The sequence below is a fragment of the Tatumella sp. JGM130 genome, assembly GCF_018257525.1.
Classification (GTDB): domain Bacteria; phylum Pseudomonadota; class Gammaproteobacteria; order Enterobacterales; family Enterobacteriaceae; genus Tatumella; species Tatumella punctata.
On the sequence record NZ_JAERJS010000029.1, the window covers coordinates 17,402 to 29,186 of the forward strand.

Annotated in this window: 12 protein-coding genes; all 12 read left to right on the top strand. The window is 48.9% G+C overall.

The window, feature by feature from the left end:
* The first annotated feature begins 206 nt into the window (after positions 1–206).
* The 12 genes from JK211_RS13000 to glmS all read left to right on the top strand — a co-directional run bounded on the left by JK211_RS13000 (position 207) and on the right by glmS (position 11,696).
* Positions 207–488: a hypothetical protein gene (locus JK211_RS13000; RefSeq protein ID WP_212709094.1), complete on the top strand. Its 282-nt coding sequence runs from the start codon at positions 207–209 to the stop codon at positions 486–488.
* 663 nt (positions 489–1,151) lie between these two features.
* The gene (gene atpI, locus JK211_RS13005; RefSeq protein ID WP_212709095.1) at positions 1,152–1,532 is read left to right on the top strand and encodes a F0F1 ATP synthase subunit I; all 381 of its coding nucleotides are present in this window, start codon (positions 1,152–1,154) and stop codon (positions 1,530–1,532) included.
* Between the two features lie 8 nt (positions 1,533–1,540).
* Positions 1,541–2,359: a F0F1 ATP synthase subunit A gene (gene atpB / locus JK211_RS13010; protein ID WP_212709096.1), complete on the top strand. Its 819-nt coding sequence runs from the start codon at positions 1,541–1,543 to the stop codon at positions 2,357–2,359.
* A 49-nt stretch (positions 2,360–2,408) separates the two neighbouring features.
* Entirely contained in the window at positions 2,409–2,648 is a 240-nt protein-coding gene (gene atpE, locus JK211_RS13015) for a F0F1 ATP synthase subunit C (protein ID WP_212709097.1), read from the top strand.
* Between the two features lie 116 nt (positions 2,649–2,764).
* The gene (gene atpF / locus JK211_RS13020; protein WP_212709098.1) at positions 2,765–3,235 is read left to right on the top strand and encodes a F0F1 ATP synthase subunit B; all 471 of its coding nucleotides are present in this window, start codon (positions 2,765–2,767) and stop codon (positions 3,233–3,235) included.
* 14 nt (positions 3,236–3,249) lie between these two features.
* Positions 3,250–3,783: a F0F1 ATP synthase subunit delta gene (gene atpH / locus JK211_RS13025; protein ID WP_212709099.1), complete on the top strand. Its 534-nt coding sequence runs from the start codon at positions 3,250–3,252 to the stop codon at positions 3,781–3,783.
* Positions 3,784–3,797: 14 nt separating this feature from the next.
* On the top strand, positions 3,798–5,339 hold the full coding sequence (gene atpA, locus JK211_RS13030) for a F0F1 ATP synthase subunit alpha (protein WP_212709100.1): 1,542 nt from the start codon (positions 3,798–3,800) through the stop codon (positions 5,337–5,339).
* A 52-nt stretch (positions 5,340–5,391) separates the two neighbouring features.
* Positions 5,392–6,258, top strand: coding sequence for a F0F1 ATP synthase subunit gamma (gene atpG / locus JK211_RS13035; RefSeq protein ID WP_212709101.1), 867 nt, complete (start codon positions 5,392–5,394; stop codon positions 6,256–6,258).
* A 30-nt stretch (positions 6,259–6,288) separates the two neighbouring features.
* Positions 6,289–7,686, top strand: coding sequence for a F0F1 ATP synthase subunit beta (atpD, locus tag JK211_RS13040; RefSeq protein WP_212709102.1), 1,398 nt, complete (start codon positions 6,289–6,291; stop codon positions 7,684–7,686).
* Between the two features lie 24 nt (positions 7,687–7,710).
* Positions 7,711–8,130 (top strand): F0F1 ATP synthase subunit epsilon, encoded by a 420-nt coding sequence (locus JK211_RS13045; RefSeq protein WP_212709103.1) that lies wholly within the window; start codon positions 7,711–7,713, stop codon positions 8,128–8,130.
* A 207-nt stretch (positions 8,131–8,337) separates the two neighbouring features.
* Positions 8,338–9,705, top strand: coding sequence for a bifunctional UDP-N-acetylglucosamine diphosphorylase/glucosamine-1-phosphate N-acetyltransferase GlmU (gene glmU / locus JK211_RS13050; RefSeq protein WP_212709119.1), 1,368 nt, complete (start codon positions 8,338–8,340; stop codon positions 9,703–9,705).
* 164 nt (positions 9,706–9,869) lie between these two features.
* Positions 9,870–11,696, top strand: a complete 1,827-nt coding sequence (glmS, locus tag JK211_RS13055) for a glutamine--fructose-6-phosphate transaminase (isomerizing) (protein WP_212709104.1) — start codon at positions 9,870–9,872, stop codon at positions 11,694–11,696.
* Positions 11,697–11,785: the final 89 nt, after the last annotated feature.

Genomic DNA, 11,785 nt, shown 5'->3' on the forward strand with positions numbered 1-11,785 from the left:
TTATTCCTTAATTAAACAGAAAAACTGATGACTAATGAACGATATGAAATAAAGACAAATCAGAATTTATTAATAATTATCCTTTTGTTTACTAAGTATTTTATTTGATTTAGTGTGCCAGCGGGTAAGGTTACCCGGCTGTTACCGGGCCGGACAATATTGTTAACACCGGAACAGTATTTATCTTCTGAAAATAAGGATATTACATGAAAGAACTTTCAATAACAGAAACCACTCAGATCAGTGGTGGTTTGTTTACTCTGGTTACCGGACCTGTCGGTGGCTTACTGGGTTTCACCATTGGCTCTATCGTTGATGCCGGGGTCGGTGCCCTTAAAGGCCAGTCGCTGAGCTTTAAAACCTCCGGCGCATTGCTTGGCGCAGGTATCGGGGCGATTGTTGGTCTGAGCCCGATTCTTGCCACGACCGGTATCGGTCTTGGGGTGGTGAGCATTGTCGATAATGCTAAAAAATTTCTGGCCAGCTGATGTGTAAGCCGGGAGATTTTATTCTCTCTGTCGTTAGCATCTGCATTTTTAGACGTGACTGATTTGTATCATGTCAGAGGCGCTGACCCGATCAGCGCCTCTTTATTATTTGCGGACAGATTCTCTGAAGACACCTGCATTTTTTGCTATTCCTGCTTTTTTGCCACGTGATTTATTGCGGTTAAATTAGTATTGTTATCAGACTGCATATTCTGCTGCGCTAAAAACCCCGTGTTTATTTTATAACTTCCTTTTATTTTTTAATATACTGACGCGGTCTGGTCATTGCGCCGTGGCAGGTATGTAAAATAAATGATAAATAAATGAAATGATTAACGTTCAAATAACAGCAATAAATGTAAGGCTAATTGTTTTTTCAGGGTGTAGTATCGTCTCCGGTTCATAAAACACCGAGGAAAAGAGGCCATCAGATCGGGCAGTCTCTTTGTATTCTGCGATTTTTGGCGAAGATTATTGGTGAAAACACCTTTTCAGAAAGAAATTTAAATAATTGTTCACCTTTTCTCTACTTACAGATTGAAATCGCAGGAGTGCCCCGTATAATTTGCACGGCTTTTGCTGTTCATCTCTTCGGGGGTGATCACAGCAGTTTGTGTAGAACACACGATATACCCAACATAAGTAAAGGAGAGTAAGAAAGTAATGTCTGTATCTCTTTATAGTTTGAGATTAGCCAGGACAGTGCTGCTTATTCAATTGGTGATCGTTTTACTCATCAGTATTCTCTTTACTTTGAAAAGCATTCACTGGGGAGCTTCTGCTCTGGCAGGGGGGCTATCGGCCTGGTTGCCGGCTGTCCTGTTTACGTTTCTGGCCTGGCGCCTGCAAGGGCAATCACCGGCTAAAGGGCGTGTTGCCTGGACTTTTGCATTAGGTGAAGTCTGCAAGGTATTCACCACCATCGTATTGCTTGTTGTGGCGTTGGGTGTGTTCGGGGCGGTGTTTTGGCCTCTTGGACTGAGCTGGTTATCGGTGCTGGTGGTGCAAATCATTGCACCGGTTGTAATTAACAAAAAAGGGTAAGATGCATCATGGCCGCAGGAGAAATCTCAACCCCACAGGAATACATAAGTCATCACCTGCAACACTTGCAGCTTGATTTACGTACTTTCCAGTTGGTGAATGCGCACGACGCTCCGGCAACTTTCTGGACGTTAAACCTGGATTCCATGTTTTTCTCTGTCGTACTGGGTCTGGTCTTTCTGGTACTGTTCCGTAAAGTGGCAAAACATGTCACCAGCGGTGTTCCGGGAAAACTGCAGGCGGCTATTGAACTGGTTGTTGGTTTCGTCGATGGCAACGTTCGTGATATGTATCACGGCAAAAGCAAACTTATCGCCCCGCTGGCTCTGACTATTTTTGTCTGGGTCTTTTTAATGAACTTCATGGATTTGTTACCAATCGATCTGCTGCCTTATCTGGGCGAGCATGTCTTTGGTTTGCCGGCATTACGTGTTGTGCCGTCCGCTGACGTGAATGTGACATTATCTATGGCGCTGGGCGTATTTATTTTGATTCTGTTTTACAGCATCAAAATGAAAGGCGTGGGTGGTTTTACTAAAGAACTGACTCTGCAGCCTTTCAACCACCCGATCTTTATCCCCATCAACCTGATTCTTGAAGGTGTTAGCCTGCTGTCCAAACCGGTTTCTCTCGGTCTGCGACTGTTCGGTAACATGTATGCGGGTGAACTGATCTTTATCCTGATTGCGGGACTGTTACCGTGGTGGTCACAGTGGGTTCTGAATGTGCCATGGGCCATTTTCCACATATTGATTATCTCGTTACAGGCGTTTATTTTCATGGTCCTCACGATTGTCTATCTGTCGATGGCATCTGAAGAACATTGATTTTTTATCTCAACACTACTGAATTTATTGAAACAAACTGGAGACTGTCATGGAAAACGTGAGTATGGATCTGCTGTACATGGCTGCCGCTGTGATGATGGGTCTGGCGGCAATCGGTGCTGCGATCGGTATCGGCATCCTCGGTGGTAAATTTCTGGAAGGTGCTGCTCGTCAGCCTGACCTGATTCCTCTGCTGCGCACTCAGTTCTTTGTTGTTATGGGTCTGGTGGATGCTATCCCAATGATCGCTGTAGGTCTGGGTCTCTACGTGATGTTTGCTGTCGCCTAGTCACGCCTGGTAATACGGTTGTTCATATCGCGATTTTATGCGAATGAACGAATTCTGCCGTTTACCAATACGTTGGTAACGGCAGAGCAAGCTAACTTAACAAGAGGCATTGTGCTGTGAATATTAATGCAACAATCCTCGGCCAGGCCATTGCGTTTATCCTGTTCGTCGCATTTTGTATGAAGTACGTATGGCCGCCGATTATGGCAGCTATCGAGAAACGTCAGAAAGAAGTTGCTGATAGTCTCGCTTCTGCAGAACGCGCTCAAAAAGACCTGGATATCGCTCAGGCTAATGCGTCCGAACAGCTGAAAAAAGCCAAAGAAGATGCTCAGGTCATTATCGAGCAGGCAAATAAACGTCGTGCCCAGATTCTGGATGAAGCAAAAGCCGAAGCTGAAGCTGAACGTCACAAAATCGTAGCTCAGGCTCAGTCCGAAATTGATGCCGAACGTAAACGTGCACGTGAAGAATTACGTAAGCAGGTAGCGTTGCTGGCCGTTGCGGGTGCCGAGAAGATTATTGAGCGTTCCGTTGATGAAGCTGCTAACAGCGACATCGTTGATAAACTGGTCGCTGAACTGTAAGGAGGGAGGGGCTGATGTCTGAATTTACTACTGTAGCTCGCCCCTACGCCAAAGCAGCTTTTGACTTTGCTGTTGAGCATCAAAGTATTGATCGCTGGCAGAGCATGCTGGCATTTTCTGCAGATGTTGCAAGTGATAAACAAGTTGCTGAACTTCTTTCCGGTGCGAAAGCGCCAGAAACAGTATCATCAACCTTTATTGCCATCTGTGGTGATCAACTCGATGAAAATAGTCAGAACCTGATTAAGGTAATGGCAAATAATAAACGTTTGAAAGCGCTTCCTGCTGTTTTGGAACAATTCATTCAATTACGTGACGCTTATGAAGCGATTGCAGAGGTTGATGTAACTTCAGCCAATCAATTGAGTGAAGAGCAGCTGGCTAAAATCAGTGCTGCGATGGAAAAACGTTTATCACGCAAAGTTAAGCTGAATTGCAAAATCGATAAGTCTGTAATTGCGGGCGTAGTCATCCAGGCTGGTGACATGGTCATTGATGGCAGCGTACGTGGCCGTCTTGACCGTCTGGCAGACGACTTGCAGTCTTAAGGGGACTGGAGCATATGCAACTGAATTCCACCGAAATCAGCGAACTGATCAAGCAGCGCATTGCTCAGTTCAATGTGGTGAGCGAAGCTCACAATGAAGGTACTATTGTTTCTGTAAGTGACGGTATCATCCGCATCAACGGCCTGGCCGATGTAATGCAGGGTGAGATGATTGCCCTGCCGGGTAACCGTTACGCTATCGCACTGAACCTGGAGCGTGACTCTGTAGGTGCAGTGGTTATGGGCCCATACATGGATCTTGCCGAAGGCATGAAAGTGAAATGTACTGGCCGTATTCTGGAAGTACCGGTTGGTCGTGGTTTACTGGGGCGTGTTGTTAACACCCTGGGTGAGCCAATTGACGGTAAAGGCCCTGTGGATAACGATGGCTTCTCTCCTGTAGAAGTTATTGCACCGGGTGTTATCGATCGTCAGTCAGTCGATCAGCCTGTTCAGACCGGTTATAAAGCTGTTGACTCCATGATCCCGGTCGGACGTGGTCAGCGTGAGCTGATCATCGGTGACCGTCAGACAGGTAAAACAGCGATGGCTATCGATGCCATCATCAACCAGCGTGATTCAGGCATTAAATGTGTCTATGTTGCTATCGGCCAGAAAGCGTCCACTATTTCTAACGTGGTACGTAAACTGGAAGAGCACGGCGCATTAGCGAACACCATCGTGGTGGTTGCCTCTGCTTCCGAGTCTGCAGCCCTGCAATACCTGGCACCTTATGCCGGTTGTGCGATGGGTGAATACTTCCGTGACCGCGGTGAAGATGCTCTGATCGTTTATGATGACCTGTCAAAACAGGCTGTTGCTTACCGTCAGATTTCACTGCTGCTGCGTCGTCCGCCAGGCCGTGAAGCATTCCCTGGTGACGTTTTCTACCTCCACTCCCGTCTGCTGGAGCGTGCATCACGCGTAAATGCTGAGTACGTTGAAGCATTCACTAAAGGTGCAGTGAAAGGTAAAACCGGTTCTCTGACAGCTCTGCCTATCATTGAAACTCAGGCGGGTGACGTTTCTGCGTTCGTTCCGACTAACGTAATTTCGATTACAGATGGTCAGATCTTCCTGGAATCTAACCTGTTTAACTCCGGTATCCGTCCGGCTGTTAACCCGGGGATCTCTGTATCCCGTGTAGGTGGTGCAGCACAGACGAAAATCATCAAGAAACTGTCCGGGGGTATCCGTACCGCTCTGGCACAGTATCGTGAACTGGCGGCGTTCTCTCAGTTCGCGTCAGATCTGGATGATGCTACCCGTAAGCAACTGGAACACGGTCAGAAAGTCACTGAACTGCTGAAGCAGAAGCAGTATGCACCGATGTCTGTTGCTCAGCAGGGCCTGGTCCTGTTTGCGGTTGAGCGCGGTTACCTGGGCGATGTTGAGGTTGCTAAAATCCTCAGCTTTGAGTCTTCTCTGCTGTCATTCGCTGAGCGTGAACACGCTGAACTGATGCAGGAAATCAACCAAGCGGGTAACTTTAATGGCGAAATCGAAGCGAAGTTAAAAGCGCTGCTCGATTCGTTTAAAGCAACTCAGTCCTGGTAATGTCTTGCGGCTTGCCTGAAATGGCAGGCCGCCTGACTTTGAGGAGAAGCTCATGGCCGGCGCAAAAGAAATACGTAGTAAGATTGGAAGCGTAAAGAATACGCAGAAAATCACCAAAGCGATGGAAATGGTCGCCGCCTCCAAAATGCGTAAAACGCAGGAACGCATGGCGGCCAGCCGTCCGTATGCAGAAACCATTCGCAAAGTGATTGGTCACTTAGCGTTAGGGAATCTGGAATACAAGCACCCTTACCTGGAAGAGCGTGACGTTAAGCGCGTCGGCTATCTGGTCGTATCTACTGACCGCGGGCTTTGTGGTGGTTTGAACATTAACCTGTTCAAGAAATTGCTGGCAGATATGAAAGCATGGTCTGATAAAGGCGTTCAGAGTGAACTGGCCATTATCGGTTCCAAAGGCCTGTCTTTCTTCGGTGCCGCAGGCGCGGATATCGTGGCTCAGGTAAACGGTCTGGGCGATAAGCCTGCACTGTCTGATCTGATTGGCCCGGTAAAAGTGATGCTGCAGGCTTACGATGAAGGCCGGATCGACAAGCTTTATGTTGTCAGTAATAAATTTAACAACACCATGTCCCAGACTCCGGTGCTCAATCAGCTGCTGCCGTTACCGCCAGCAGAAGATAATGAAGAACTGAAGAAGAAAACATGGGATTACCTGTACGAACCCGATCCGAAAGCGCTGCTGGATACTCTGCTGCGTCGTTACGTCGAGTCTCAGGTTTATCAGGGTGTTGTAGAGAACCTGGCCAGCGAGCAGGCAGCACGTATGGTGGCGATGAAAGCGGCAACCGATAACGGTGGCGAGCTTATCAAAGAGCTTCAGTTGGTTTACAACAAAGCCCGCCAGGCCAGCATCACCCAGGAACTTACCGAGATCGTCTCGGGGGCCTCCGCGGTTTAACCAGGTAACGAATTAGGTAGAGGATTCAAGATGGCAGCTGGAAAGATTGTCCAGATTATCGGCGCCGTAGTTGACGTCGAGTTCCCTCAGGACGCTGTACCACAGGTGTACAACGCCCTTGAGGTTGAAAATGGTGATAACCGTCTGGTGCTGGAAGTTCAGCAGCAGCTGGGCGGTGGTGTTGTTCGTACGATTGCAATGGGTACTTCTGACGGCCTGAAACGTGGCCTTAAGGTGACCGATCTGCAAAAACCGATTCAGGTACCGGTAGGTAAAGCTACTCTGGGCCGTATCATGAACGTTCTGGGTCAGCCTATCGATATGAAAGGCGATCTGCAGAACGAAGATGGCAGCACCGTTGAAGTAAACTCTATTCACCGTGCAGCACCAAGCTACGAAGAACTGGCTAACTCCACCGAACTGCTGGAAACAGGCATCAAGGTTATCGACCTGATTTGTCCGTTTGCTAAAGGCGGTAAAGTAGGTCTGTTCGGTGGTGCGGGTGTAGGTAAGACCGTCAACATGATGGAACTTATCCGTAACATCGCAATTGAACACTCCGGTTACTCTGTATTTGCAGGGGTGGGTGAGCGTACCCGTGAAGGTAACGACTTCTACCACGAAATGACCGAGTCTAACGTTCTGGATAAAGTTGCTCTGGTGTATGGCCAGATGAACGAGCCACCAGGAAACCGTCTGCGTGTTGCGCTGACCGGTCTGACTATGGCTGAAAAATTCCGTGACGAAGGCCGTGATGTTCTGCTGTTTGTCGATAACATCTATCGTTATACCCTGGCCGGTACTGAAGTATCAGCACTGCTGGGTCGTATGCCTTCTGCGGTAGGTTATCAGCCAACACTGGCAGAAGAGATGGGTGTACTGCAGGAACGTATCACGTCAACCAAAACCGGTTCTATCACTTCCGTACAGGCAGTGTATGTACCTGCGGATGACCTGACTGACCCGTCTCCGGCAACCACCTTTGCTCACCTGGACTCAACGGTGACTCTGAGCCGCCAGATCGCATCACTGGGTATTTACCCTGCGGTTGACCCGCTGGATTCCACCAGCCGTCAGCTGGATCCGATGATTGTGGGTCAGGAGCACTATGATATTGCGCGTGGCGTACAGTCTCTGTTACAGCGTTACCAGGAACTGAAAGATATCATCGCGATTCTGGGTATGGATGAACTGTCTGAAGACGACAAACTGCTGGTGTCCCGTGCACGTAAAATTCAGCGTTTCCTGTCTCAGCCATTCTTCGTCGCAGAAATCTTTACCGGTGCACCAGGTAAATACGTTTCTCTGAAAGATACCATCCGTGGCTTCAAAGGCATTATGGACGGTGAGTTTGACCATCTGCCTGAGCAAGCGTTCTACATGGTTGGTTCCATCGACGAAGCTGTAGAAAAAGCGAAGAAACTGTAATTTCAGTTTCCCGGGAGGATTGATATGGCTAAAAGTTATCACCTGGATGTTGTCAGCGCTGAACAACAAATGTTTGCCGGCAGTGTACAGCATATCCAGGTGTCAGGAAGTGAAGGTGAGCTGGGGATTTTCCACGGTCACGCACCACTTCTGACTGCCATCAAACCTGGTATGGTTCGTATCGTTAAAGAGAATAACCACGAAGAGTTTATTTATCTCTCCGGGGGGATTCTGGAAGTTCAGCCCGAAAGTGTTACGGTTATGGCTGATACAGCCATCCGTGGTGAGGATCTGGACGAAGCACGTGCTCTGGAAGCAAAACGTAAAGCAGAAGATCATATGAACAAAAGCCACGGTGATGTGGACTATGCTCAGGCCTCTGCTGAACTGGCGAAAGCTATTGCTAAACTGCGCGTCATCGAACTGACCAGGAAAGTGATGTAAGATCATTACGCTGCAAAAAAGCCGGTAAGTGGAAGCTTACCGGCTTTTTTTATGTGCCTGATCCGGCCAGGGAGCGGATAATCTCCTGAAACAGCGGCTCAGCATCCTGTCTCCGCAGAGAGCAGCCCGCGGGCAGATTATGCAGTCAGGTATCCTTATACTGTATACTCTTTGCTTTACCCGATTAAATAAAAGTGATGGCAGATGATGGCAGATAAAAAAATGAGTGTGGTGATCCTTGCTGCCGGTAAGGGGACCCGGATGTATTCGGATCTCCCGAAAGTGCTCCATCAGCTGGCCGGAAAACCTATGGTGCAGCATGTGATTGATGCGGCAAAGGGGCTGGGTGCGGATAATATATACCTGGTGTATGGTCATGGTGGTGAGTTATTGAAAAACACCCTTAATGACCCGATATTACACTGGGTTGAACAGGCTGAGCAGCTGGGTACCGGCCATGCTATGCAACAGGCAGCCCCTTTCTTTACTGATGATGAAGATATTCTGATGTTATACGGTGATGTCCCGCTGATCTCTGAGCAGACATTACAACAGTTACGTCTGCAGAAACCCGCAGGTGGCATCGGATTGCTGACAGTGGTACTGGATAATCCGTTCGGTTATGGCCGCATTGTCCGTGAAAACGGCGAAATTACCGGGATTGTCGAACAGAAAGATGCCAGCCCGCAGCAGCTGGCTATCAACGAAATTAATACCGGTATCCTGCTGGCCAATGGTGGTGATCTGCGGCGCTGGCTGGCTAAACTGACCAACAATAATGCCCAGAAAGAGTATTATATTACTGATATTATCGCGATGGCCCACCAGCAAGGGTGCCGTATTGCCGCCGTTCATCCGCAAAACAGCAGTGAAACGGAAGGGGTTAATAACCGGCAACAACTGGCAACCCTGGAACGGATCTATCAGCGTCAGTCGGCGGATAAACTCTTGCTGGCCGGGGTTATGTTAAGCGATCCGGCACGTTTTGATTTACGCGGGCAGCTGCAACATGGCCGCGATGTCAGCATTGATATTAATGTGATCCTTGAAGGTAAGGTTACGCTCGGCAATGGAGTGAAAATCGGTGCCGGATGTATTATTAAAAACAGCGTGATCGGTGATGGCTGTGAAATCAGTCCTTATTCCGTCATTGAAGATGCCCGGCTGGAAAGTGCCTGTACTGTGGGGCCTTTTGCCCGCCTGAGGCCAGGTACCTCGTTAGCTGAACAAGTTCATGTGGGTAACTTTGTCGAAATTAAAAAATCGGCACTGGGTAGCGGTTCAAAAGCCGGCCATTTAACCTACCTGGGCGATGCGCAGATCGGCGCCGGAGTCAATATTGGTGCCGGGACGATTACCTGTAATTATGACGGGCAGAATAAATCACAAACCATTATCGGTGATAATGTGTTTGTCGGGTCTGACAGCCAGTTTATTGCCCCGGTATCGGTCGCTGACGGGGTGACTATTGCGGCGGGAACCACAGTAATGAAAGATATAAACCATGAAGCGCTGGTTTATAATCCAAAGCAACAAAGTGTAAAAGCTGACTGGCTGCGGCCGGTAAAAAAATAAATTATCTGATATTTCCCGGCCAGCCGGCACAGACCGGCACCGGACAGGCTGTGACAAATAATAACCCCCATTCTCTGCAAGGCTCGGGGGATCCGTCGCGACGGAACATCAGGTCAGATGACAATCTCTATGGCGAATACGCCATAACGTCAGGATTAAAAAATATGTGTGGAATAGTGGGTGCAGTTGCACAACGTGATATTGCGGAAATTCTGCTGGAAGGCTTACGCCGCCTGGAATACCGTGGTTATGATTCAGCAGGCCTGGCCGTTGTTAACCAACCGGGCGAGATGATCCGTCTGCGGCGTGTGGGTAAGGTTCAGGCACTGGCAGAGGCTGCTGCACAGCAGCCATTGCCCGGGGGAACCGGTATTGCTCATACCCGATGGGCGACGCACGGAGAGCCTTCAGAACAGAATGCACATCCCCATGTCTCCGGTAATATTGTACTGGTGCATAACGGTATTATTGAGAACCATGAAGAGCTACGGGTAAAGGTTAAGGCTCTGGGCTATACGTTTGTCTCTGAAACAGATACCGAAGTGGTTGCCCATCTGATTAATGACGAGCAAAAACGTGGCGGCAGCCTGCGTGAAATTGTTCAGCGGGTGATTAAGCAACTGCGTGGTGCTTACGGTATGGTGATCATGGACAGTAACGATCCTTCGGTTCTGGTCGCGGCCCGTTCAGGCAGCCCGCTGGTGATTGGTTGTGGTGTCGGAGAAAACTTTATCGCGTCTGATCAGCTGGCGTTGTTGCCGGTTACCCGGCGTTTTATCTACCTGGAAGAAGGTGATGTTGCTGAGGTCACCCGGCGGTCGGTGAATATTTTCGCTGACGGTGAGCCGGTTAGCCGTCCGGAAATTGAATCTTCTGCCCAGTATGATGCCGGTGATAAAGGCCTCTATCGCCATTACATGCAGAAAGAAATTTATGAGCAGCCGATGGCGGTGAAAAATACCCTGCAGGGACGTTTTCATCAGGGGGTTGTGGACCTGAGTGAATTAGGGCCGGATGCGGAACAGCTGCTCAGCCAGGCTGAACATATTCAGATTGTGGCCTGTGGTACGTCTTATAATTCAGGGCTGGTGGCCCGCTACTGGTTTGAGTCGCTGGCAGGGATCCCCTGTGATGTTGAAATTGCCTCTGAATTCCGCTACCGGAAATCGGTGGTACGGAAAAACAGTCTGCTGATCACCTTGTCACAGTCCGGCGAAACTGCAGATACCCTCGGGGCACTGCGTCTGTCTAAGCAACTGGGTTATCTTGGCTCACTGGCCATTTGTAATGTGGCGGGTTCCTCACTGGTACGCGAATCTGACCTGGCACTGATGACCAAAGCCGGGGTCGAAATTGGTGTGGCCTCGACCAAAGCCTTTACCACCCAGCTGACAGTACTGCTGATGCTGGTGGCTCAGATGGCAAGGCTGAATGGCCAGCCAGAACAGGTTGAACATGATATCGTTCATGCCCTGCAGGCGCTGCCCAGCCGGATTGAGCAAATCCTGTCACATGACAAACAGATCGAAGCACTGGCAGAAGGATTTTCAGATAAACACCATGCCCTGTTTCTGGGACGCGGCGATCAGTACCCGATCGCGATGGAAGGTGCGCTGAAACTGAAAGAAATCTCTTATATCCATGCTGAAGCTTATGCCGCCGGAGAACTGAAACATGGTCCGCTGGCACTGGTGGATGCTGATATGCCGGTCATCATTATTGCGCCAAATAATGAGTTACTGGAAAAGCTGAAATCTAATATCGAAGAAGTGCGCGCCCGGGGCGGACAACTGTATGTATTTGCTGATCAGGATGCCGGTTTCACCGACAGCCCGAATATGAAAATCATTCAGCTCCCTCATGTGGAAGAAGTACTGGCACCGGTGTTTTATACTATTCCGCTGCAATTACTGTCGTATCATATTGCCTTAATTAAAGGCACGGATGTCGATCAGCCACGCAACCTGGCAAAATCGGTAACCGTTGAGTAAATAACAGTATCCGCCCGACATCTTTTGTGGGATGACAAAATAGTTGTAAAACGAACAAAATAGATCTAAATCGTGACAAAATAGATCTA

Excerpts from the sequence above, each read along its gene's own strand:
- glmU (WP_212709119.1), top strand. The coding sequence starts at position 8,338 with ATGGCAGATAAAAAAATGAGTGTGGTGATCCTTGCTGCCGGTAAGGGG.
- atpA (WP_212709100.1), top strand. The coding sequence starts at position 3,798 with ATGCAACTGAATTCCACCGAAATCAGCGAACTGATCAAGCAGCGCATT.
- glmS (WP_212709104.1), top strand. The coding sequence starts at position 9,870 with ATGTGTGGAATAGTGGGTGCAGTTGCACAACGTGATATTGCGGAAATT.
- atpI (WP_212709095.1), top strand. The coding sequence starts at position 1,152 with ATGTCTGTATCTCTTTATAGTTTGAGATTAGCCAGGACAGTGCTGCTT.
- atpE (WP_212709097.1), top strand. The coding sequence starts at position 2,409 with ATGGAAAACGTGAGTATGGATCTGCTGTACATGGCTGCCGCTGTGATG.
- JK211_RS13045 (WP_212709103.1), top strand. The coding sequence starts at position 7,711 with ATGGCTAAAAGTTATCACCTGGATGTTGTCAGCGCTGAACAACAAATG.
- atpG (WP_212709101.1), top strand. The coding sequence starts at position 5,392 with ATGGCCGGCGCAAAAGAAATACGTAGTAAGATTGGAAGCGTAAAGAAT.
- atpB (WP_212709096.1), top strand. The coding sequence starts at position 1,541 with ATGGCCGCAGGAGAAATCTCAACCCCACAGGAATACATAAGTCATCAC.
- JK211_RS13000 (WP_212709094.1), top strand. The coding sequence starts at position 207 with ATGAAAGAACTTTCAATAACAGAAACCACTCAGATCAGTGGTGGTTTG.
- atpH (WP_212709099.1), top strand. The coding sequence starts at position 3,250 with ATGTCTGAATTTACTACTGTAGCTCGCCCCTACGCCAAAGCAGCTTTT.
- atpD (WP_212709102.1), top strand. The coding sequence starts at position 6,289 with ATGGCAGCTGGAAAGATTGTCCAGATTATCGGCGCCGTAGTTGACGTC.